Here is a 21,563-nt window from a genome sequence, read left to right as displayed (position 1 = left end):
AGCCAGGGACGTCCCCGGCTTTTAGGGGCGCGGGGAACTGCGCGAGCGACCACCCCCCACCCGCACCCGCCACTCTCACGCGTACCCCCGAGCCATGAGGCGCCCGCCCGCACCCGTCCCGGCCCCCGGGCCACAAGGAACCCCCCGCCCGCCCGGAGGGCTACGGCAGCGCGCCCGCGTGCCGCGCCGCGACGACCGCCTCGCCGCGCGTCCGTGCCCCCAGTTTCCGCATGGCCGACCGCAGATACCCCTTCACCGTCTCCGGGCGGACGCCCAACCGCTCCGCCACCCCCGCGTTCGTCGCCCCCACGGCGACCCACGACAGCACGTCCACCTCCCGGGGCGACAGCCCCGGATCCGCCTCGCGGGAGCCCCCGGCGAGCCGCCCGCACACCGCGAGCAGCTCCGCCCGCAGCGCGGGGTCCGCGATGCGCGGCGCCAGCGCGCGCAGCGCCCCGTGCGCCTCCCGCACCCGCTCCCAGTCGCCCCCGGCCGCCCCGGCCCCGCCGGCCACGCCGGCGGCCCCCCGCGCCGCCGCCACCAGCCCCGCCGCCTCGTCCCGCACCACCAGCGACTGCTCCACGTCCCGCGCCGCCTCCATCGCCGCCGTCAGCGTCCGGTCGCCCAGCGGCTGGGCCGAGCGCAGCGCCCCATACAGCACCCCCCGCACCCGCCGCCGTACCACCACCGGCACCGCGAGCACCGACCGCAGCCCCTCCCGGGCCACCGGCGCGTCGTACTCGTGGGTGATGTGCCGGGCCGCCGAGTACTCGGTCACCGCGTACGGCCGGGCCAGCGCCACCACCCTGCCGCCCAGCCCGTTGCCGGAGACCACCGCCAGCGAGCGCAGCGCGGCCGTCGCGGTGCCGCTCAGCTCGCTGATGCGGATCTGCGGGCGCCCGGGCTCCACGAGCCCGCCGAACGCCACCGGCAGCCCCGTCGCCCGCCGCAGCCGCGCCAGCGCACCCCGCACCTCCACCGCATCGGCCGTCTGGGCCGCGTCAGCCGCCATACCGTCCGCCCTTCGCCGCGGGCGCCCGCCGCCCACCCCCCCGTTCGGGGGTGGTGAGACCCGCATCACGGATTAGACGATGGAGGACGGCTGTCCGGCAATGAGTCCGGCAATGAGTCCGGCACCGAGGAGGACACATGACGGCGACCACCGGCACGGGCGCGACCGAGGAGTTCAGGGCCGCGCGGGACTTCCTGCTCGCCCACCGCGAGGACTGGAGCACGGCCTACGAGGGCTTCCGCTGGCCCCGCCCGGCGCGCTTCAACTGGGCGCTCGACTGGTTCGACGTCATCGCCCGCGGCAACGACCGCACCGCCCTGCACATCGTCGAGGAGGACGGCAGCACCGTACGGCTGACCTTCGCGGAGCTGTCGGAGCGCTCGGACCGGGTCGCGAACTGGCTGCGCGGGCGCGGGGTGCGCGCCGAGGACCGGGTCCTGGTCATGCTGGGCAACCAGGCCGAGCTGTGGGAGACCATGCTCGCCGCGATGAAGCTGCGCGCCGTCGTCATCCCCGCCACTCCCCTCCTCGGCCCCGCCGACCTGCGCGACCGTATCGAGCGCGGCCGCGTCCGGCACGTCGTCGTACGGACCTCGGACGCGGAGAAGTTCGCCGACGTGCCCGGCCGCTACACCCGTGTCGCGGTCGGCGGCGCCCCCGACGGCTGGCAGCGGTACGAGGACGCGTACGAGGAACCGGCCGGCTTCACCCCGGACGGGCCCACGCACTCCGACGACCCGCTGATGCTGTACTTCACCTCCGGCACCACCGCCCGCCCCAAACTGGTCGAGCACACCCACACCTCGTACCCGGTCGGCCACCTCGCCACCATGTACTGGATCGGGCTGAAGCCCGGCGACGTGCATCTGAACATCTCCTCGCCCGGCTGGGCCAAGCACGCCTGGTCCAACCTCTTCGCTCCCTGGAACGCCGAGGCGACCGTCTTTCTGTTCAACTACACCCGCTTCGACGCGGCCCGGCTGATGGCCGAGATGGACAAGGCGGGCGTCACCACCTTCTGCGCCCCGCCCACCGTGTGGCGCATGCTCATCCAGGCCGACCTGGGCCAGCTCAGGACCCGCCCGCGTGAGGTCGTCGCCGCCGGCGAGCCGCTCAACCCCGAGGTGATCGAACAGGTGCGGCGCGCCTGGGGCGTCACCATCCGGGACGGCTTCGGGCAGACCGAGACGGCCGTGCAGGTCTCCAACAGCCCCGGCCAGCGGCTCAAGACCGGTTCGATGGGCCGCCCCAGCCCCGGCTACCGCATCGAACTGCTCGACCCGGTCTCCGGCGCCCCCGGCGCGGACGAGGGCGAGATCGCCATCGACATGTCCGACCACCCCGTCGGCCTGATGACCGGCTACCACGGCGACGCCGACCGCACCGCCGAGGCCATGGCAGGCGGCTACTACCGCACCGGCGACATCGGTTCCCGGGACGAGGACGGCTACCTCACCTACATCGGGCGCAGTGACGACGTCTTCAAGGCCAGCGACTACAAGATCAGCCCCTTCGAGCTGGAGAGCGCTCTCCTGGAGCACGAGGCGGTCGCCGAGGCGGCCGTCGTGCCCGCCCCCGACGAGCTGCGGCTCGCGGTGCCGAAGGCGTACGTCGTCCTCGCCGAGGGCTGGCAGCCCGGGCCCGACACCGCGAAGGTGATCTTCGAGCACTCCCGGGAGACCCTCGCCCCGTACAAGCGCATCCGCCGGCTGGAGTTCGGCTCGCTGCCCAAGACCGTGTCCGGCAAGATCCGCCGCATCGAACTGCGCGAGGCCACGGCCGCCGGCTCGACGGACGAGTACCGCGAGGAGGACTTCCGATGACCCCGGAACTCCCGATGCCCCCGGAACTCCCGACGGCCCCGGAATTCCCGACGGCCCCGGACTTCCAGACGACGCCGGATCCGGACGTGCCCCTTCCGTCGTACGCCCACGGCACCAGCACGACGCCCCTCCTCGGCGACACCATCGGCGCCAACCTCGACCGCGCGATCGCCGCGTACCCGGACCGCGACGCCCTCGTCGACGTCCCCTCCGGACGCCGCTGGAGCTACGCCGAGTTCGGCGCCGCCGTCGACGAGGTGGCGCGCGGACTGCTCGCCAAGGGCGTCACCACCGGCGACCGGGTCGGCATCTGGGCGGTCAACTGCCCGGAGTGGGTGCTCACCCAGTACGCCACCGCCCGCATCGGCGCCGTCATGGTGAACATCAACCCCGCCTACCGGGCGCACGAGTTGGAGTACGTCCTCCGACAGGCCGGGATCACCCTGCTGATCGCCTCGCTCGCGCACAAGGGCAGCGACTACCGCGCCCTGGTGGAGGAAGTACGGGGCCGGTGCCCCCGGTTGCGCGAGACGGTCCACATCGGCGACCCGTCCTGGGACGCGCTCACCGCCGGCGCCCCGGCCGTCCCGCCCGCCCGGCTCGCGGAGATCGGGGCGGGGCTGAGCTGCGACGACCCCATCAACATCCAGTACACCTCGGGCACCACCGGCTTCCCCAAGGGCGCCACCCTCTCCCACCACAACATCCTCAACAACGGCTACTGGGTGGGCCGTACGGTCGGCTACGGCGAACAGGACCGGATCTGCCTTCCCGTCCCGTTCTATCACTGTTTTGGCATGGTCATGGGCAATCTGGGCGCCACCTCGCACGGCGCCTGCATCGTCATCCCGGCCCCCTCCTTCGAACCGGCGGCGACCCTTGAGGCCGTCCAGCGCGAGCGCTGCACCTCGCTGTACGGCGTCCCCACCATGTTCATCGCGGAGCTGAACCTCCCCGACTTCGCCTCCTACGACCTCTCCACCCTGCGCACCGGCATCATGGCGGGCTCGCCCTGCCCGGTCGAGGTGATGAAACGCGTCGTCGCCGAGATGCACATGGAGGAGGTGTCCATCTGCTATGGCATGACGGAGACCTCACCCGTCTCGCTCCAGACCCGCCGCGACGACGACCTGGAGCACCGCACCGGCACCGTCGGCCGCGTCCTGCCGCACATCGAGGTCAAGGTCGTCGACCCCGCGACCGGGGTGACACTGCCGCGCGGCACTTCCGGCGAACTGTGCACCCGCGGCTACAGCGTGATGCTCGGGTACTGGGAGGAGCCCGCGAAGACCGCGGAGGTCGTCGACGCCGGGCGCTGGATGCACACCGGGGACCTCGCGATGATGCGCGAGGACGGGTACGTCGAGATCGTCGGCCGCATCAAGGACATGATCATCCGCGGCGGCGAGAACGTCTACCCGCGCGAGATCGAGGAGTTCCTCTACGCCCACCCGAAGATCGCCGACGTCCAGGTGGTCGGCGTGCCGCACGAGCGGTACGGCGAGGAGGTGCTCGCCTGCGTCATCCCGCGCGACGCCGGCGACCCGCCCACCCTGGAGGAGGTACGCGCCTTCTGCGACGGCCGGTTGGCCCACTACAAGGTGCCCACCCGGCTGAGCGTCCTCGACTCCTTCCCGATGACGGTGTCGGGGAAGGTCCGCAAGGTGGAGCTCCGGGAGCGGTACGCGGAGCCGGACGGACGGGGCTGACGGCCCTGGGGCCCGTCGCCTGGATCAAGCCCTGGGCCCCGGGCTCCGGGGCTCCGGGCCCCGACCCCGGGCCCCGACCCCGGGCCCCCGGCACGCCGCAGGGGCGGCCCCACGACCTGGGCCGCCCCTGCGCCGCACCGCTCACCGCGTTCGTCCGCTCGGCGACCGGTGGTTCTCCATGACGCGGGTCCGAACACCCCTGCCGGTTCCGCGTGACGTCCACGAGGCCCGCCGCCCCCGTGCCGGCGGGCCTCGTGTGTCGGGGAATGTGCCCGCGCCGGGGGGCGGTCGAAGCGCCCGGGCGCGGGGTTCAGAGGTTGATTTGAGGGTTGCGTAGGGCGGGTACGCCACCTGCGGCACGCACGGGGCCGCGGACGCCGGGTCACCCCTCGTGACCGCTCTCCGCGCGCGTCTCCGTCAGGGTCCAGCTCACCAGCAGGTCCAGGGCCCGCCGGGACGGCGAGCCCGCCTCGGCGGTGTAGACGAACAGGGTGGTGTCCGGGTCCCCGGGCAGGGTGAGGGTCTCGTACTCGACCGTCAGCTCGCCGACGAGGGGATGGCGGAGCCGCTTGGAGCCGTGGGTGCGCTGGTGCACCCGGTGCTGCTCCCACCACCGGTCGAACTCGGCGCTGTGCTCCCGCAACTCCGCCACCAGAGCGGTGGTGGCCCGGTCGCGGGGATCGCGGCCCACCTCCAGGCGCAGACTCTCCACGGCCGTGCGCGCCTGGTCCTCCCAGTCGGCGAACAGCGCCCGGGCGTCCTCGTCGAGGAACATCCAGCGCGCGTAGTTCCGCTCCCGGCGCGGCATGCCGTCGAAGTCGGCGAAGAGCGCGCGGGCCATGCGGTTGGCGGCGAGGATGTCGGTGCGCCGGCCCAGGATCAGCACGGGTTCCCCGTCGAGGGCGTCGATCAGCTGGTACAGCCCCGGCCGGACGCGCTGGATCCCGGGAGGACGGCCGCCGCCCGTCGCCGGGGACGCGCCGATACCGAAGAGGTCCCGCAGATGGGCCCGGCCGGCACCGTCCAGACCGAGGGCGCGCCCGAGCGCCTCGACCACCGCGGGGGACGGCGTGATGCGCCTGCCCTGTTCCAGACGGGCGTAGTAGTCGGTCGACACCCCCGCCAGCAGCGCGACCTCCTCACGCCGCAGGCCCGGCACACGCCGGACCCGGCCGTCCGGGGGAAGACCGGCGCGCGAGGGGTCGACCTGCGCGCGGGCCCGTCTCAGGAAGTCGGCCAGTTCACGATTGGTCTCAGCCACGCCTCCCAGTCTCGCCGATCCGGGCCGTTCCCGACTGGCCCTGCGCGTCCTAGGCGGCCGCGTCCGCGTCCACGCAGGACGTGCTGTGCGCGTCCACGAGGAGTCGTCCCGGATCAGTCTGGAGTCCACCACGCACCGTGGCCCCCGCACGCACAGGAAGTGGAGAACCGTGCACCCACAGACTCCAGCCCGTACCCGTCCCCAGGACGACGTCCTCGACCAGACCGCGAAGGGGGTGTTCGTCGACGGCCGCTGGCGGCCCGCCGCGGAAGGGGCGACGTTCCCCGTGGAGGATCCCGCCACCGGCCGGACGCTGTGCGAGGTGGCCGACGCCGGACCGGCGGACGCGGCCGCCGCACTCGACGCCGCGAGCGCCGCACAGCCCGGCTGGGCGGCCGTGCCCCCGCGCCGCCGCGCCGACATCCTGCGGCGCGCCCACGACCTCCTCCTCGCACGCGTCGAGGAGTTCGCGCTGCTGATCACCGCCGAGATGGGCAAGTCCCTCGCCGAGTCCCGGGCGGAGGTGCACTACGCGGCGCACTACCTGCGCTGGTTCGGCGAGGAGGCCGTCCGCGTCGACGGCACCTGGAAGGTCAGCGAGGACGGCTCGGCGCGGGTGCTGGTCACCCGTCAGCCGGTGGGACCCTGTCTGCTGATCACGCCCTGGAACGCCCCGTTGGCGATGCCGGCCCGCAAGGTCGGACCGGCCGTGGCAGCCGGCTGCACCATGGTGCTCAAGCCGGCCCCGCAGACACCCCTGACGTCGGCGGCACTGGCGGACGTGCTCACCGAGGCGGGGCTGCCCGCCGGCGTCCTCAACGTCCTGCCCACCACCCGGGCCGGCGAGCTCACCGAACCCCTCCTGCGCGACCCCCGGCTGCGCAAGGTCTCCTTCACCGGTTCGACCGCCGTCGGCCGCCTCCTGCTGGCACGGGCCGCCGACACCGTGCTGCGCACCTCCATGGAGCTGGGCGGCAACGCCCCGTTCCTCGTGTGCGAGGACGCCGACCTGGACGCCGCGGTCGAGGGCGCGCTGACCGCGAAGCTGCGCAATGTCGGCGAGGCCTGCATCGCCGCCAACCGCTTCCACGTCCACGCCGCGGTCGCCGAGGAGTTCACGCACAGGCTGGTCGCCCGCATGGACGCGCTCTCGGTCGGTCCCGGCACCGCCCCGGACACCGACCTCGGTCCCCTGATCGACGAACGGCAGCGGCGCCGCGTGGCCCACCTGGTCGACGAGACCGTCGCCGCGGGCGCCCGGATCCGGACGGGCGGGCGGACACCGGACGGTCCCGGGTACTTCTACCCGCCGACCGTGCTCACCGACGTCCCGGAGGGGGCGCGCATCACACGGGAGGAGATCTTCGGGCCGGTCGCGGCGATCCGCACCTTCACCACGGAGGAGGAAGCACTCCACGCGGCCAACGACACCGAGTTCGGACTGGTCGCCTATCTGTACACCCGGGACCTGAACCGCGCCCTGCGCATGGGCGAGCGGCTGGAGACCGGCATGGTGGGCCTCAACCGCGGCTACGTCTCCGATCCCAGCGCGCCCTTCGGCGGCGTGAAGCAGTCCGGCATCGGCCGCGAGGGCGGCAACACCGGGATCGACGAGTACCTGGAGCAGAAGTACCTGGCCATCGACATGCCTCCCGCCCCGGGGGACTCGTGGCCGGGGGCGACGGGGACGTCGAGGAGCACCCGGTGAACGGCGGCACCGTCTTCGACTCCCCGCTGTTCCAGGACATGTTCGGCACCCCCGCGATGCGTGACGTCTTCAGCGAGACGACGTATCTGGAGACGCTCGTCCGCGTCGAGGTGGCCCTCGCCCGGGCCCAGGCGCGGGTGGGCGTCGTCCCGTCCGACGCCGCGGACACCATCGCCGCACGCTGCGACCCCGCCCGGCTCGACCGCGAGCGGCTGCGCCGGGACACCGCCGTCGTCGGCTATCCGGTCCTGCCCCTGGTCACCCAGCTCGCCGAGCAGTGCGGCGAGGCCGGCGGACATCTGCACTGGGGCGCGACCACCCAGGACATCATGGACACGGCGACCATGCTGCGGTGCGCCCGGGGGCTCGAGCTGCTCTCCGGCCAACTGGACCGGGTGCGGGCGGAGTTGCGCCGGCTCGCCGCGGCGCACGCCGACACCGTCACCGCCGGCCGCACCCACCTCCAGCACGCGCTGCCCGTCACCTTCGGCTACCGCGTCGCGGTGTGGCTGTCGGCACTGGACCGCCACGCCGAGCGGCTGGCCGAGGTGCGCCGCCGCGACCTGATGGTCCAGTTCGGCGGGGCGGCCGGCACCCTCGCCTCGCTCGGCACGGGACCCGAGGCGCTGCGCGTACGGGCCGGGCTCGCCGCCGAACTGGGCCTGCGGGACCCGGAGATCACCTGGCACGTGGCACGGGACGGGCTCACCGCGATCGTCGGGCTCCTCGCCGCCGTCGGCGCCTCGGTGGGCAAGATCGGCGCCGACGTGGCGCTGATGTGCTCGACGGAGTTCGGCGAGCTGGCCGAGCCCTACGTCACGGGCCGCGGCGCGAGTTCCACCATGCCGCAGAAGCGCAACCCCATCTCCAGCGAACTCATGATCGCCGCCGCGAAGCTGCTGCGGGACAAACCGGCGGCGATGCTGGACGCGGCGATGCAGGACTTCGAACGGGCCACCGGCCCCTGGCACGTCGAATGGGCCGTCGTGCCCGAGGCGTTCCTCCTGCTGTCCGCCTCCCTGGAGCAGGCGGCCCAGGTGCTGACGGGCCTGACGGTCGACCGTGTCCGCATGCGCGAGAACCTGGACCTGACCGGGGGACTGATCATGGCCGAGGCCGTCATGATGGCCCTCGCTCCCGGCCTCGGCCGGCAGCGCGCCCACGAGGTGGTCTACGCCGCCTGCGCCCGGGCCACCGAAACCGGCTCCGGCCTCGTGCGCGCACTGCTGGCCGACCGGGACGTCGTCGCCGCGCTCGGCGAGGACCGCATCCGGAGCCTGACCGACCCGTCCGGCTACCTCGGCAGCGCCGGGGCCATGACCCGGTCCGTCGTCGGACGGGCTTAGGGCCAGGGCCTGTCTTCCGGTTCCCGTCGTCCGCCCGGACGACGGGAACCGGAAGACAGGCCCCAGCCGTCGGACCAGCCCCTGACCCGTCCGCGAACCCGCCCCGGGCACAGTGCCCGGGGCGGGTTCGCGGACGCGGGCGTGTTCCTTCTCAGCCGAGGGCCTCGATCATGTCCTCGGCCAGGCGGGCGCTGGAGGCCGGGTTCTGCCCGGTGAACAGGTTGCCGTCGCGCACGTTGTGCTGCTGGTAGGCCGGGCCCCCGACGTGCACGGCGCCCTTCTCCCGCAGGGTGGTGGCGAGCAGCCACGGAGCGCCCTCGGCCGTGCCGAACACCGCCTCCTCCTCATCGGTGAAGGCGGTCATCCGGCGCCCCTCGTACAACCACGCGCCCTTCTCGTCCACGGCGCTGAGCAGACCCGCCGGGCCGTGGCAGACGGCCCCGACGAGGACACCCGAGGCGTCCGCGGCGGTCAGCAGGCGCCCGAGGGCGGGGTCCTGGTAGAGGTCGACGACCGGGCCGTGACCGCCGGGCAGGACGAGCGCCGCGTAGTCGCGGATGTCGATGTCCTCCAGCTTCAGCAGCGGACCGAACTCCCGCAGCGCCTTCTCCGCGTGCGCCACGTAACGGGCGCAGTCCGCTCCCGCGAGCGCCGGGTCGGCGCTGTGCGCGTCGAGCGGCTGCAACACCCCGCCCGGAGAGGCGAAGTCGACCGTGTGGCCGGCCTCGACGAACTTCTCGTGCGGCGCGGCCACCTCCTCGGCCCAGTAACCGGTCGGATAGGCCGACCCGTCGGTCCGCGTCCAGACATCGGCGGCCGACATGATGATGAGGATCCTGCTCATGAGTGGGTCCTTCCCGAGGGGGACAGGTGGTGGGACGGTCCGCGGCGGCCTCCGGCCGGCCGCTCCCCTCAAGAGTGCTGCGGCGATCACTCCGGCGGACGCCCACATCGAGCCCTGCGGAACCGCGCACCGGGGAACCGAGGACTCACAGGGCCCGGTGCGGGCCGCCACGTGCCGCCGGCCCCGTTCCCCCGGCGTGCTCTCAGCGCGTCCGGGAGAGCGCCCGCAGCCGGTCGCGGACCTGTGTCGCGATCCGGTGGACGTCTCCCGTCGGCCGGGTGGCCAGGCGGCCCGGGGCGCGGGTCCAGCGGTCCTCCAGGGCGTACCAGTCGACCGCCACCGGCGCCCGGTCCTCGCGCAGGGCGGTCCGCAGCGCGGTGAAGTACGTCGACCAGCGCAGCCGGTACAGGCCGCCGACCAGCCCCGCCCACTCGCGGTTGGCGTAGTCGTGCAGCCCCGCGTCCGCGCCCCGGCGGGTGCCCCAGACCGTCAGCAGGGAGAGGGCGTCGTACTGGAGCCGGTCGCGCTCGGCGTCGTCCGCGCCCCAGGAACGGGCCTCGGCGACCCAGCGCCCCAACAGATGGGCGGAGTCGGTGGCCAGCAGCCGCTCCAGCAGGTCCAGCGCGGACAGCCAGTCCCCGGTCGCCGCGTCGAACGCCTTCGTGTCCCGTGCCTCGTACGCCTGCCGGATCCGGGGCAGCAAGGTCCGGCTGCGGTTGGACAGGCACTGGCGGGCCACGTCCAGGAGGTCCCGCCGGTACGCCGACGAGTCGCGCAGCCCCGGCCGCACCTTCAGCAGTTCGTCGAGGGCACGCTCGAACTCGTCGGCCTCGTAGCGGAGTCGCTTGGGCGACCAGGACGCCGCCCGCCGTACGGTCAGCGAGGGGCGGGCGCCGAACAGGCCGTCCGCGCCCTCGCTCCAGGAGTCGGCGCGCGTGGTGCCGTACGCGGTGCGGCGCAGTACGTCCCAGGCGGCCTCGGCGTGCGGATCGTGCGCCCCGTACCGGGACCGCGCCCAGCGCGCGAACCACGCCTTGAGGTCCAGCTCGCCCTCCCGCCAGGGGAGTTCGGAGAACAGGGCGAACGCCGCCGGGTTGTTGTCGGCGGCCTCCGGGAGCAGTGCGATGCCGCGCAGGGCGCTGCCCTCCTTGGTGCGCCAGGCGTCGTAGAGGCGGGCCCAGTCGGGGGTGTTGGCCCCGAGCGTGGTGTGGCCGCCGAAGTTCCAGATGGAGCCGAAGGCGTACGGGACGCCGCCCCAGTCGGCCTCGCGGTCGGTGACGGTGGGGCGGCGGTCGGAGAGGCCGTCCAGGACGAGCATCCGGTCCTTGCCGGAACCGCCGGGGCCGCCGGAGGCGACGGCGTCGAGGATCGCGCGCGGCGGGTTGTGCTGCCAGCCGAGGATCACCCAGACCGCGTCCGGCCGGGCCGTGCGCAGCGCCCGCTCGACGCCCTTCGCGGCCTCCCCGACGGGTACGTCACCGGCGGTGCCGCCCTCGTGCAGCAGATCCATCTTGTACAGGGTGGAGGCGCCGAACATGTCCTCCTGCGTGCGGTAGAAGGCCGCCGCGACCCGGGCGAAGACATCGGTGCGCGGGTCCAGCCAGTCGGGCCGGTCGAACCCCATCCAGGTGCCCTGCGGCACCGTGCGCGCCCCCGGGGCGCGGTCGGCGAAGCCGGGCGGGACCGTGCCGAAGTAGCCGGGCAGCACCGGCACCATGCCCAGCTCCCGCGCTCGGTCGGCGATGCGCCGGCCGAGCGCGGCGCGGGCGTCGAGGAGTTGGCGGGAGACCGGTGCGGGGAACTCGGGGAAGGCCGAGAGGTTCTGCAACAGCCACCAGGGCTGGTGCGCCGGACCCGGGAGCCACGCCCGCAGCTCCTCGTCGCCGTACCCGAACCCCTGGAACACCCGGTGGTACAGCGCGTCCGCGCCCACGGTGACCAGGACCTCGTTGTAGCCGTGCAGCGCGAGGACGTCGAGCTCGCGCTCCCAGTACGACCAGTCGTGGTACGGGCCGGTGTAGCCGTCGTTGGTGTCGTTGAGCGCGAAGCGGTGGGGGACGTCGGCGCGGCGGGTGACGGTGCCGTCGCCGGGTACCCCGGGCAGGGTGCGGGGCAGGCCGAGCTGCTGCCCGGCCCAGTTGACGTCGGCGTCGGCGACATGGCGCAGATACCAGTTGAGGCCGGTGAGCTGGGTGCCGGGCGTGCCGCCGGTGACGCGGAGCCGGCCGGCGGCGCCGGAGACGGTGAACGTGTCGCGGTCGCCCTCGGTACGGAAGGACAGCTGCCGCCAGTGCCGGGGCAGCAGTCGGCGGGCGGCGGCGGCCGCGGCCCGGGCGCCGACGTCGCCGCCGCCGGACGCGCCCGGCCTGGCGGCCGAGGGGCCGTCCGCGGTGGCGGGTACGCAGGCGACGGCGGCGCCCGCGGAGCCGGCGGCCAGAACGGTCAGCAGGGAACGGCGCGCCAGCGGCATGGTGTCTCCGTCGTTCGCGGGGCGGGGTCGGGTTCGGCGCCGGCGAGGGGCGGCCCCCACTCGGCACGTCGCGCCAGACATACCCGCCCGGATGCGCGCCGGACGGCACGCCGCCCACTTGGGGGAGAACCCGCGGTGAACTCCTCGTCCCGGTCGGCCCGGCTCTTGCGGGACGCCCACGTCACGGACCGGGGCGGTGGGCGGGAGCGAGGAAGGCCGCGTGGGAGCCCTGGGCGGCTCGGAAAACGGCGCCGCCCGCTGCCCGGCCCGCTCCCGGGCCACGCACTTCGCGCGCCCGCGTTCCTCCGCGTACGCCGACGGCGCTACTTCCGGCGCGGTGACGCCAGTACGTACCGCCGGCCGGTGCGCGCCTCCGTGTGCTCGCTCACCTGCCACCCCGCCCGCTCCAGCGTGGCCGCGCAGGCGCGCAGCGCCCCGGGGCCGCCCTCGTGCACGGCGACCGCCTCCGGCTGGGGCGTGGCACGTACCCGGTAGCCGGGCCCCGCCGGGTCCGGTCCGGCGGGGGTGTGACCGTCCGCCTCCAGGGCGAGCGCGGCCGCCCGCACCAGATGCGTCCGCTCCCAGCCGCAGGGCCGGCCGGTGTCCCCGTCCGGGTTCGTCATCCGGCGCAGCTCCAGCAGCCCCTGCCAGGCGCTGTGCACCTCGCGTGTCCGGTGTGCCGTCGCCTCCGGGGCGTCCTCGCCGCCGACCCGGGCGGCGAACACGTCGGACCCGGTCGCGGCGTGAGGGCTGCCGGGTCCGGTCGCGGCGGGCGCGCCGTCGGCTCCGGTCGTGGAAGATCCGCTCCCGGGGCCGACCGTGTCCCCGGCCCCGGTGGCACCCCCGGCGCCCTCCTCGCGTATGCGGTGGCCCGCCGGGGTCAGGAAGTGGTCGTGCGGCGGGCGCGGATGCCGGAAGGCCAGGCCCCGTTTGACCAGGGCCTCGTACTGGGCCCGTGTGCCCCGCAGCCGCCCCGTCACCGGGTCGGCCGCCTCGATCACCCGCCACTGCGCGGCGGTCGGCGGACGCGTCACACCACGCTCCTTCCCCCGTGAGGTCCCCTGTCCGTACGGCCCGCCCGTACCCGGGAAGGCCGACACGGAAAGACTACGAGGAGGGTCTGACATTCCAGCCGGCCACCACGTGCCGGCGGTGTTCCGTGCTCAGCCTGCTGATCGTCCCCGTGCCGAGCTGGAAGAGGGCGCCGTCCCGCGCGGGCAGGCCGAGGCGCCGGGCGGTCAGGACGCGCAGGAAGTGGCCGTGGGAGAAGACGACGACGCTGCCCTCGCAGTCGGCGAGCGCCGCGTCGATCTTGGCGAGCATCCGCTCCGCCCGCGCCCCGACCTCCTCCGGGCTCTCCCCGGGGTGCTCGGGCGGGCCCTCGGCGACGCCGTCGGTGAACAGGAACCAGTCCGGGCGGGTGCGGTGGATCTCGTGGGTGGTGACGCCCTCGTAGCCGCCGTAGTCCCACTCCCGCAGGTCCTCGTCGACCTGCGCGTCCGGCACTCCGGCCAGCAGCGCGGTCTCCCGCGCCCGCTGCAACGGGCTGACGAACGCCGTCGCGATCCGGTGCGAGGCGACCAGCGGGGCCAGCCGCCGTGCCTGCTCACGGCCGGTGTCGGTCAGCGGGATGTCGCTGGACCCGGTGTGTTTGCCCGAGCGCGACCACTCCGTCTCGCCGTGCCGTACCAGCAGCAGGTCACCCATGTGCGATCCCTCCACCGTGCCTCTTGATCGACTCCGACTCCAGGCTACGCCCGGCCGAAGCGGAACCGCCGGTCAGGCCGTCGCCGCCGGTACCCGGTCAGGCCGTCACTGCCGGTACCCGCTCAGGAAGCGGCCGATCCTGCTGATCGCCGCGTCCAGGTCGTCGGCGTACGGCAGGGTGAGGATGCGGAAGTGGTCCGGGCGGGGCCAGTTGAAGCCCGTGCCCTGGACGACCTGGATCTTCTCGCGCAGCAGCAGGTCCAGGACGAACTTCTCGTCGTCCTGGATCTTGTGCACGGCCGGGTCGAGGCGCGGGAACGCATACAGCGCCCCCTTCGGCTTGACGCAGGAGACGCCCGGGATCTCGTTCAGCTTCTCCCAGGCCCGGTCGCGCTGCTCGCGCAGCCTGCCGCCGGGCGCGGTCAGTTCGTGGATGGACTGCCGGCCGCCGAGCGCGGCCTGGATGGCGAACTGCGCGGGCGCGTTGGCGCACAGCCGCATGGAGGCCAGCATCGTCAGGCCCTCCAGATAGTCGCGCGCGTGCTGGCGGGGGCCCGTCACCACCATCCAGCCGGAGCGGAAGCCCGCCACGCGGTACGTCTTCGACAGGCCGCAGAAGGTGAGGACCACGAGGTCGGGGGCGAGGGCGGCGGCCGAGTGGTGGACGGCGTCGTCGTACAGGATCTGGTCGTAGATCTCGTCCGCGAGCACCATCAGCCCGTGCCGGCGGGCGAGGTCGAGGACGCCCTCGACGATCTCCTTCGGGTAGACCGCGCCGGTGGGGTTGTTGGGGTTGATGAGCACGACCGCCTTCGTGCGGTCCGTGATCTTCGACGCCATGTCGGCGAGGTCCGGGTTCCAGTCGGACTGCTCGTCGCACAGGTAGTGCACCGCCGTGCCGCCCGCGAGCGTGGTGACGGCGGTCCACAGCGGGAAGTCCGGGGCGGGGATGAGGATCTCGTCGCCGTCCTCGATCAGCGCCTGCACGGCCATGGAGATCAGCTCGGAGACGCCGTTGCCCAGGAAGACGTCGTCGACGCCGACCTCCAGGCCCAGGCCCTGGTAGCGCTGGGCCACCGCGCGGCGGGCGGAGAGGATGCCGCGCGAGTCGGTGTAGCCGTGCGCCTGCGGCAGCATGCGGATCATGTCCTGGAGGATCTCCTCCGGCGCCTCGAAGCCGAACGCGGCGGGATTGCCGGTGTTCAGGCGCAGCACGCTGTGGCCGGCCGCCTCCAGTGCGTCCGCGTGCTCGATCACCGGGCCGCGGATCTCGTAACAGACGTCGCTCAGCTTGCTCGACTGCCGGAACTCCATGCGTGTGCCGCCCCTCCGGAATTGGTGTTGCTTGGTTTTACCAAGTTGCCGCTTGGAAAGTCCAACGTCTTGTCTAGACTGCGTCGCATGTCACCTCGCCGAAGCTACGACCAGTACTGTTCCGCCGCCCGCGCGCTGGACGCCGTGGGGGACCGCTGGACCCTGCTGATCGTCCGTGAACTGCTGGCCGGACCGCGCCGGTACACCGACCTGCACGCGGATCTGCCGGGCGTCAGCACGGACGTACTCGCCTCCCGGCTGAAGGACATGGAACGCGACGGCCTGACGACGCGCCGCCGGCTGCCGCCGCCGGGAGTGGCGTACGTGTACGAACTGACCGACCGGGGGCGCGAGTTGCTGCCGGTGCTCCAGGCGTTGGGGGAGTGGGGCGGGGCGCTGCTGGGGGAGCGGCGGCCGACGGACGCGGTGCGGGCGCACTGGTTCGCGTTGCCGTTGGTGCGGGTGCTGGAGGGGGCCGGGGCGGGGGACGGGGTGGTGGAGGTGCGGCTGGAGGAAGGGCGGTTCCATCTGCGGCTGGGGGCCGCGGCGGAGGAGGGACCGGTGTACGGGGAGGGGCCCGGGCCCGGAGACCCGGACGCGGTGCTCAGGTCGGACGTGTCCACGGTGACGGCGCTGGCCGGCGGTGACATGGCACTGCGTGCGGCGGTGGAGGAGGGGGCCGTGGGCGTGGAGGGGGACTCCGCGGTGGCCAAGGTGCTGCGGGGGGAGTAGCGACAGGGGTGAGGCCCGCCGGGGGGCGCCGCGGCGGGCCTCACTGGGGCCGGTCGGTCAGGCCTGCGGCGGTACGCCGCGGGGTCTGCCGTTGCCCCTGGTCAGGGTGTAGCCGCCGATACCCGCCAGGGCGGCCAGGACGGCGCCGACGGCCGTCCAGATCCAGCGGTCGGTCCACCACCCGGAGGACCAGCCGTCGTCGGGGTCCAGGGAGGACAGCACGGCGGAGTCCGAGGAGTCCTCCGACTCCTTCTCCGATTTCATGGCTGTGCCGGGGATCAGCGGCTTGCTCAGCGAGCCGTCCACCGCCGCCGAACCGCCGATGTCCTTGGAGTCCACCTCCACCTCCGCGCTCGCCGGCAGCCCCAGGTCGGCCGAGCCGACCGAGACCGCGGTGAGCCGGAGGTAGTACGTGCCCGGCAGCGGGTCGTTGGCCCACGGCTCCGCCCAGCCCCGCACCGTCCGCAGCGTGCAGGCCAGTTCGAGGGAGGACGCCTCCGGCGCGGCCGTCCGCGTCTGGGCGCCGTACTGGCAGGCCTGGCGGCGCCGCAGCCCGTCGTACACGTCGATCTGCCACGTCTGCCCGGCGCTGCGCTTCGCGGACTCCGGCAGCTTCACGGTCGCCTTCACCGTGGGCCGCTGCCCGAGGTCGGCGGGGAACGACCAGTACAGATAGTCACCGGTGGAGCCGCTCGCCGTGGCCTTCTCGCCCTGCTCGATCTCCGTCGCCGTACGGAAGGACGTGCCCGCCGTGGTCGGCGCCGCGTCGTCGTCCTTGGAGGACGAGGAGGACGAGGAGGAACCGGACGTCGGGGACGCGGAGTCGGCGACCGCCGGGGTCACCGCCGCGCCCAGCATCAGCCCTGCCGCCGCCAGTACGCGTACGGCTCCGGCGACTCCCGCCGTTCTCACGATTCTTACCGCTCGCATCAGTTCGTCCTCCAGACGGCGACCCGCCAGCGCGACACCCAGCCCCACACCAGACCCGCCAGGAAGCCGACGAGCACCAGCGCGCCCAGCAGCCACCAGCCGCGCCCGAGACCGAAGGCGGCGACGTCGCCCGCCCGGTCCGGTCCGTCGACCACGTCGACCGTCAGTTCCAGCGGCAGACCGGGGGTGGTCTTCACGCCGGACGCCGGGGAGAAGGAGTGGGCCACCTCCAGGCACACCGTCTCGGGGGTGTCGTCGGCCCCGTCGTCGGAGGAGTCGGACTCCGCCTTCGGGTAGCGCAGGCCCGTCGACAGCACGTCCGTACGGCCGCTGCCGGTGGCCTCGCCGCGGACGATCTCGCGCCCGTGCACGGTGAGCGCGCGCAGGGTCACGCCGTAGTCGGGGCCGACGGCGCGGTCGGCGGACACGCTCACCGAGGCGCGCAGCTCCTGACCGGGCTCCACGTCGACCTTGTAGTAACGGTGCTTCGCGAACTCCTCGCGGTCGGTGTACAGCCCCGACTTGAGCGCCGGCGCGCCGGCGCACGCCGAGGCGCCCTCCACCGCCACCGGGTTGACGACCGGATCGGCGGCACGGTCCACCAGCTGGTTGACCTTGTCGGTGAGCTGGTCCCGGTGCTCCACCGAGGTGTACGTGCCGCCGGTCGCCTCGGCGATGCAGCTGAGCTGCCGGCTCAGCTTGGCACTGGGCACCAGGCCGAGGGTGTCGATGGTCAGGCCGATGCCCTTGGCCGCGATCTCGCGGGCCACCTCGCAGGGGTCGAGCGGGGCACAGGTGTCCTCGCCGTCGCTGATGAGGACGATCCGCTTGGAGCCGTTGCCGCCGTCCAGGTCGTCGGCGGACTTGAGCAGCGCGGGGCCGATCGGCGTCCAGCCGGTCGGGGTGAGCGTGGCGACCGCCGTCTTCGCCTCGGTGCGGTCCAGCGGGCCGACCGGGTAGAGCTGCGCGGTGTCCTTGCAGCCCGTCTTGCGGTCGTCGCCCGGATAGTCGGCGCCCAGGGTACGGATGCCGAGCCGGACCTCCTCCGGGGTCGCGTCCAGGACCTCGTTGAAGGCCTGCTTGGCCGCGGCCATCCGGGAGCCGCCGTCGATGTCCTTCGCGCGCATGGAGCCGCTGACGTCGAGGACGAGGTCCACCTTGGGTGCGTCCTGGTCCGCCGTCTCGTCGGCCGCGGCGCCGGACGGGACGGCGAGCCCCGTCGCCAGGGCGGCGAGCAGGGCACAGACGCCCGCCGCCAGCCGTTGTCTTGTGATCATCGGCGGATCCTATTGACCGTAAGGGTCCACCATCAAAACGGCCGCCTCAGCGCGCCCCTTCGCGCAACGGGTTGGGCAGGGCCGCCCAGAGGTCGCCGGTGCGGTCGGGGGTGAGCCGCATGAGCGTCAAAGCCTTGGCGGGCAGGGGCGCTTGGCGCAGTACCTCCAGATCGGGGGTGTGGGCGAGGTGCGGTACGGCGGAGGCCAGCGCCTCGCCCAGCGCCGGGTGCGAACCGGCGGTCGCCGCGAGCGTCCCGGCGACCAGCGAGCCGAACAGCTTGCGGCGCAGGGTCGTTGGGTCGTCGTCGATCAGACGACCGGTCAACTCCGGTACCGGCAGGCCGTGCCGGGCCAGCCGCTCGGGACTGACACGGATGTCGGCGAGGTCGCGGTAGACCAGCCGCAGCGGGGTGCCGGTGGCCGAGTCCAGGACCACCAGCAGGTTCTGGCCGTGCGCCTCCAGCGCCACACCCAGGTCGAGGAGGCGCAGCCCCACGGTGAGCGCGAGCCGGGCGAAGCCGGCCAGCCAGGAGGCGGAGCGGGGCAGCCCGGTCGCGGGCAGCGCGGCCACCGGTACGACCCGCTCGCCCGGCCCCGCGTACCGCTCCGGCGGCTCGCGCAGCACCGCCGCCAGGTCGGGCGAGCCGGTGGTGACCGCGCCGAGGGTGCGGGTGACGTGCAGCAGCCCGTCCGTACGGGCGGCGACCGACGCGACGAACGCCGAGACCGTCGCCGCGGTCCGGACCGAGTACGGCGAGATGTCGCGCACGGAGGAGGTCAGCCGGGCGCTGAGGGTCGTCTTCACATGCGGGCCGCCGTCGGGGAGGGCGAGCGTGCGCAACGACATCAGCGGATGCGCCGCCGGTCCGGCGGCGACCGCCGGCCGCCGGCCCAGCACGTGCGCCGACTGCCACGGGTGGACGGGGATCAGCACCCGCCCGCCGTCCCGCAGCCACGCGGGCCACTGACCGGTGACCAGGCAGTCGTCCACCGGCGCCAGGCCCAGCCGCACCACCGGCCGGTGCTCCGGCCCGTACGCCAGCTGCTCGGCGACCGAGAAACCGGGACGGGAACGGCAGCCCGGGTGGTAGGGGTGGCCGTCGACCACGCTCTGTTCCCACGTCCAGACGGGGGCGGGGGGCTCGCCGGCCGTGGCGGGAGCGGCGCCGCGGTCGGCCCGGGACAGGGCCAACGAGGCGGTCCCGGCGTCGAGTTCGGCCGCGAGGGCGGCGCCGTGCGGGATGCCGAGCGCGGTGAGGAGGGCGGCCGGGCGGTCGTACGGGGTGTCGTCGAGCCGTACCTCCGTGACGTGGTCGGTGGTCGCGTACGGGTCGGAGGGCGGGCCGCTGAGCCGGCGCCCGTCGGCCAGCCGCAGCACCAGGGCGCCGTCCGCGGGCTCGCGTGCGGTGATCCACGGCAGCGGCTCGTGCGCCAGCGCCCGCCACAGCCGGGTCAGCACGGCGGCCCGGGCGCCGGGCAGCGCCTGCGTGTACGGGACGGACAGCGCGGGCCGCACGGCGTCGAGCGCGGCGACCGGCTCGGCTTCGGCATCGCTCACGGGACGGTGACGGGACACGGCGGGGCTCCTCGGGGGCGGGAAGGGGCTGGACGGACCCGGGCGCGGCGAGCGGCGCGGCGCGGCGCGTCGCGATGCGGGCCGGCGCGTCGCGATGCGGGCCGGTCGGGGCGAGCGGGTGGCCGGGCGAGCGGGTGGGCGGTCGGTGGCGGGCGCCGGGCGGCGCGAGCCCGTGCGTCGTGATGCGGCCCGATCGCGGCTTCGCCGGGCGGGCCGGTGCCAGACATACTGATCACCAGTGCACCGTACGGAACGAATGGATCCCGTGGACCCGCAGCTCCCGATGCCGCAAGAGCCGGCCGTGCCGGCCGAGCCGGCCGTCCCGTCGGAACGGCCGGCGTGTGAACAGTCCGTGTCTTCCGCGCCGCCCGGGGCCCCGGAGGGCGACCTCGGTGCGGTTGCCGATGCGTACGCGGCCGCACCCTTGCTCAACTGTCTGCTGCGGGAGGTCGGCGAGCCCACGGACGTCCCCGGTGTGCACCGGCTGCTCGCCAGTGGGCGGTTGCTGCGGGTGCGGGGCGGCCGCCGGCCCCGGGACCCCGAGCTGCGCGCCGCCGGCGGCTGGCAGCGGCTCACGCACGCCGAGCTCGTCAAGCTCGTCGCGGAGGAATTGCGCCGGTACACGGGGGTGGGCAACGCCGAACTCCCCGGCGAGATGCTCGACAGCCGGGCCGCCGTCGCCGCGCTGCTCACCGCGCGGGCCGGCGCCACCCCGCCCGACGGCCTCTATCTGCGCTCCGAGCAGTCCCTGCTCACCGGCCACCCCCACCACCCCGCCCCCAAGGCGCGCGGCGGCGGCCCCGCCGCCGGGTGGCTGCCGTACGCGCCGGAGGCGCACGCCCGCTTTCCGCTCGTGCTGCTCGGTGTGCGCGAGGACGTCGTGGTGGAGGAGGGGGACACGCGCGCCCTCGACGCGCTGGGCGAGGCCCCGCCCGGCTACCGGCTGCTGCCGGCCCACCCCTGGCAACTCGACCTCGTCGGCGCGGAGGTGCGGGACGCCTTCGCCGACGGCCGGCTGGTCCGGCTCGGCCCCACGGACGGTGTCGTGTGGCCGACGGCCGCGATCCGTACGGTCTACGCGCCCGGGGCCGATCTCTTCCTCAAGTTCAGCCTGGACGTGCGGATCACGAACGACATCCGGCGGTTGTGGCGGCACGATCTGCGTCGGCTGTGCCGTACGGACGCGGCCGTGACCGCCGCCTTCGCGGCGCTGCCGGGGCCGGCGGCGTGGCTCGGCGACCGCGGGTACCGGACCGCCGGGTTCGCGTTCGAGGAGCTGGCGGTGCTCGTGCGGGACGGGCTGGGCGGGCGTGTGGTGCCGGGGGCGACGCCGGTGCTGGCCGCGGGGCTGGTCGAGGGGTTCGACGGCAGCCCGCTCGACCGGGTCGTCGAGCCGGCGGGGTGGTGGGAGGCGTATCTCCGGCAGGTCGTGCCGCCGGTGCTGGGGGTGTTCGACCGGCATGGGGTGGTGCTTGAGGCGCACTTGCAGAATGTGCTGGTCGCGGTGGACGGGGCGGGGACGCCGGTGCAGGCGTTGTTCCGGGATGCGGAGGGGGTGAAATCGGTGGCTGAGGTGGGGCGGGGGGCCGGGTGGGAGCGGTTGGTGTACTGCCTGGTCGTCAACCACCTGTGGGAGGTCGCCGAGTTGCTGGCGGAGCGGTTCGGGGGGTTCGATCCGTGGGCGGCGGTTCGGGGGGTGTTGGGGTCTTCCGGGGTGGAGGAGGCGGTGGGGCTGGTCGATGCGGTGGCCTTGCCGGGGAAGACGAACCTGTTGTTGCGGTGGACGGGGGCGGATGGGGCGGCGGCGAGTTACACCGGCGTTCGGAATCCGTTGCGGGGGCGGTGACTTGGGGG

The 21,563-nt window shown here is 74.3% G+C and carries 16 protein-coding genes; 6 read left to right on the top strand and 10 right to left on the bottom strand.

The annotated features are described in order from the left end of the window. Window positions 1–160: 160 nt before the first annotated feature. Window positions 161–1,012, bottom strand: coding sequence for a helix-turn-helix transcriptional regulator (locus tag IO29_RS33025; protein WP_030381236.1), 852 nt, complete (start codon window positions 1,010–1,012; stop codon window positions 161–163). A gap of 137 nt (window positions 1,013–1,149) precedes the next feature. Here IO29_RS33025 and IO29_RS33020 point away from each other — a divergent pair, with 137 nt between their 5' ends. Further along, complete coding sequence (locus IO29_RS33020; RefSeq protein WP_030381237.1) at window positions 1,150–2,835, top strand: AMP-binding protein; 1,686 nt, start codon at window positions 1,150–1,152, stop codon at window positions 2,833–2,835. After that, entirely contained in the window at window positions 2,832–4,544 is a 1,713-nt protein-coding gene (locus tag IO29_RS33015) for an AMP-binding protein (protein WP_420705370.1), read from the top strand. Before IO29_RS33020 ends, IO29_RS33015 begins: the two co-directional genes overlap by 4 nt. A gap of 382 nt (window positions 4,545–4,926) precedes the next feature. On the opposite strand, the gene IO29_RS33010 is transcribed toward IO29_RS33015, so the two are convergent. After that, window positions 4,927–5,805 (bottom strand): helix-turn-helix transcriptional regulator, encoded by an 879-nt coding sequence (locus IO29_RS33010; RefSeq protein WP_033225488.1) that lies wholly within the window; start codon window positions 5,803–5,805, stop codon window positions 4,927–4,929. 169 nt (window positions 5,806–5,974) lie between these two features. On the opposite strand from IO29_RS33010, the gene IO29_RS33005 reads away from it, so the two are divergent. Then, on the top strand, window positions 5,975–7,513 hold the full coding sequence (locus tag IO29_RS33005; RefSeq protein WP_033225514.1) for an NAD-dependent succinate-semialdehyde dehydrogenase: 1,539 nt from the start codon (window positions 5,975–5,977) through the stop codon (window positions 7,511–7,513). Then, window positions 7,510–8,859 carry a class-II fumarase/aspartase family protein gene (locus IO29_RS33000; RefSeq protein ID WP_030381241.1) on the top strand — a complete coding sequence of 450 codons (1,350 nt, stop codon included), beginning with the start codon at window positions 7,510–7,512 and terminating at the stop codon, window positions 8,857–8,859. Before IO29_RS33005 ends, IO29_RS33000 begins: the two co-directional genes overlap by 4 nt. 151 nt (window positions 8,860–9,010) lie before the next feature. On the opposite strand, the gene IO29_RS32995 is transcribed toward IO29_RS33000, so the two are convergent. The 5 genes from IO29_RS32995 to IO29_RS32975 form a co-directional block, all read right to left on the bottom strand. Continuing rightward, entirely contained in the window at window positions 9,011–9,703 is a 693-nt protein-coding gene (locus tag IO29_RS32995; protein WP_030381242.1) for a type 1 glutamine amidotransferase domain-containing protein, read from the bottom strand. Between the two features lie 202 nt (window positions 9,704–9,905). Next, entirely contained in the window at window positions 9,906–12,173 is a 2,268-nt protein-coding gene (locus IO29_RS32990) for an alpha-N-acetylglucosaminidase (RefSeq protein ID WP_030381243.1), read from the bottom strand. A gap of 323 nt (window positions 12,174–12,496) precedes the next feature. Beyond that, window positions 12,497–13,207, bottom strand: a complete 711-nt coding sequence (locus IO29_RS32985; protein WP_030381244.1) for a hypothetical protein — start codon at window positions 13,205–13,207, stop codon at window positions 12,497–12,499. A 73-nt stretch (window positions 13,208–13,280) separates the two neighbouring features. Further along, on the bottom strand, window positions 13,281–13,880 hold the full coding sequence (locus IO29_RS32980) for a histidine phosphatase family protein (protein ID WP_030381245.1): 600 nt from the start codon (window positions 13,878–13,880) through the stop codon (window positions 13,281–13,283). A gap of 105 nt (window positions 13,881–13,985) precedes the next feature. Next, window positions 13,986–15,194: a pyridoxal phosphate-dependent aminotransferase gene (locus tag IO29_RS32975; RefSeq protein ID WP_030381246.1), complete on the bottom strand. Its 1,209-nt coding sequence runs from the start codon at window positions 15,192–15,194 to the stop codon at window positions 13,986–13,988. An 87-nt stretch (window positions 15,195–15,281) separates the two neighbouring features. Here IO29_RS32975 and IO29_RS32970 point away from each other — a divergent pair, with 87 nt between their 5' ends. Further along, window positions 15,282–15,926, top strand: a complete 645-nt coding sequence (locus IO29_RS32970; RefSeq protein WP_030381247.1) for a winged helix-turn-helix transcriptional regulator — start codon at window positions 15,282–15,284, stop codon at window positions 15,924–15,926. 57 nt (window positions 15,927–15,983) lie between these two features. Here the strand turns inward: IO29_RS32970 and IO29_RS32965 are convergent, their stop codons facing one another. Genes IO29_RS32965 through IO29_RS32955 form a run of 3 tightly spaced genes read right to left on the bottom strand, consistent with a single transcriptional unit; the run spans window position 15,984 to window position 19,709 of the window. Further along, complete coding sequence (locus tag IO29_RS32965) at window positions 15,984–16,856, bottom strand: hypothetical protein (RefSeq protein WP_030381248.1); 873 nt, start codon at window positions 16,854–16,856, stop codon at window positions 15,984–15,986. Then, on the bottom strand, window positions 16,856–18,133 hold the full coding sequence (locus IO29_RS32960) for a VWA domain-containing protein (RefSeq protein WP_030381249.1): 1,278 nt from the start codon (window positions 18,131–18,133) through the stop codon (window positions 16,856–16,858). The genes IO29_RS32965 and IO29_RS32960 overlap by 1 nt, the downstream gene beginning before the upstream one ends. Window positions 18,134–18,179: 46 nt before the next feature. Next, a complete protein-coding gene (locus IO29_RS32955; protein WP_030381250.1) occupies window positions 18,180–19,709 on the bottom strand; it encodes an IucA/IucC family protein in 1,530 nt (509 codons plus the stop codon). A gap of 283 nt (window positions 19,710–19,992) precedes the next feature. On the opposite strand from IO29_RS32955, the gene IO29_RS32950 reads away from it, so the two are divergent. Beyond that, window positions 19,993–21,555: an IucA/IucC family protein gene (locus IO29_RS32950; protein WP_078618394.1), complete on the top strand. Its 1,563-nt coding sequence runs from the start codon at window positions 19,993–19,995 to the stop codon at window positions 21,553–21,555. The last annotated feature ends 8 nt before the right edge of the window (window positions 21,556–21,563 follow it).

The organism is Streptomyces sp. NRRL F-6676 (assembly GCF_000725625.1).
In the GTDB taxonomy this organism is placed as follows: domain Bacteria; phylum Actinomycetota; class Actinomycetes; order Streptomycetales; family Streptomycetaceae; genus Streptomyces.
Note: the sequence above shows the minus strand (reverse complement) of the source record. Positions and strands in the feature narration are given on the sequence as shown.

Bases quoted from the DNA above. Each gene is read 5' to 3' on its own strand.
- IO29_RS33025 (WP_030381236.1), bottom strand. From the start codon at position 1,012: ATGGCGGCTGACGCGGCCCAGACGGCCGATGCGGTGGAGGTGCGGGGT.
- IO29_RS33020 (WP_030381237.1), top strand. From the start codon at position 1,150: ATGACGGCGACCACCGGCACGGGCGCGACCGAGGAGTTCAGGGCCGCG.
- IO29_RS33015 (WP_420705370.1), top strand. From the start codon at position 2,832: ATGACCCCGGAACTCCCGATGCCCCCGGAACTCCCGACGGCCCCGGAA.
- IO29_RS32995 (WP_030381242.1), bottom strand. From the start codon at position 9,703: ATGAGCAGGATCCTCATCATCATGTCGGCCGCCGATGTCTGGACGCGG.
- IO29_RS32990 (WP_030381243.1), bottom strand. From the start codon at position 12,173: ATGCCGCTGGCGCGCCGTTCCCTGCTGACCGTTCTGGCCGCCGGCTCC.
- IO29_RS32980 (WP_030381245.1), bottom strand. From the start codon at position 13,880: ATGGGTGACCTGCTGCTGGTACGGCACGGCGAGACGGAGTGGTCGCGC.
- IO29_RS32975 (WP_030381246.1), bottom strand. From the start codon at position 15,194: ATGGAGTTCCGGCAGTCGAGCAAGCTGAGCGACGTCTGTTACGAGATC.
- IO29_RS32970 (WP_030381247.1), top strand. From the start codon at position 15,282: ATGTCACCTCGCCGAAGCTACGACCAGTACTGTTCCGCCGCCCGCGCG.
- IO29_RS32965 (WP_030381248.1), bottom strand. From the start codon at position 16,856: ATGCGAGCGGTAAGAATCGTGAGAACGGCGGGAGTCGCCGGAGCCGTA.
- IO29_RS32960 (WP_030381249.1), bottom strand. From the start codon at position 18,133: ATGATCACAAGACAACGGCTGGCGGCGGGCGTCTGTGCCCTGCTCGCC.
- IO29_RS32950 (WP_078618394.1), top strand. From the start codon at position 19,993: ATGCCGCAAGAGCCGGCCGTGCCGGCCGAGCCGGCCGTCCCGTCGGAA.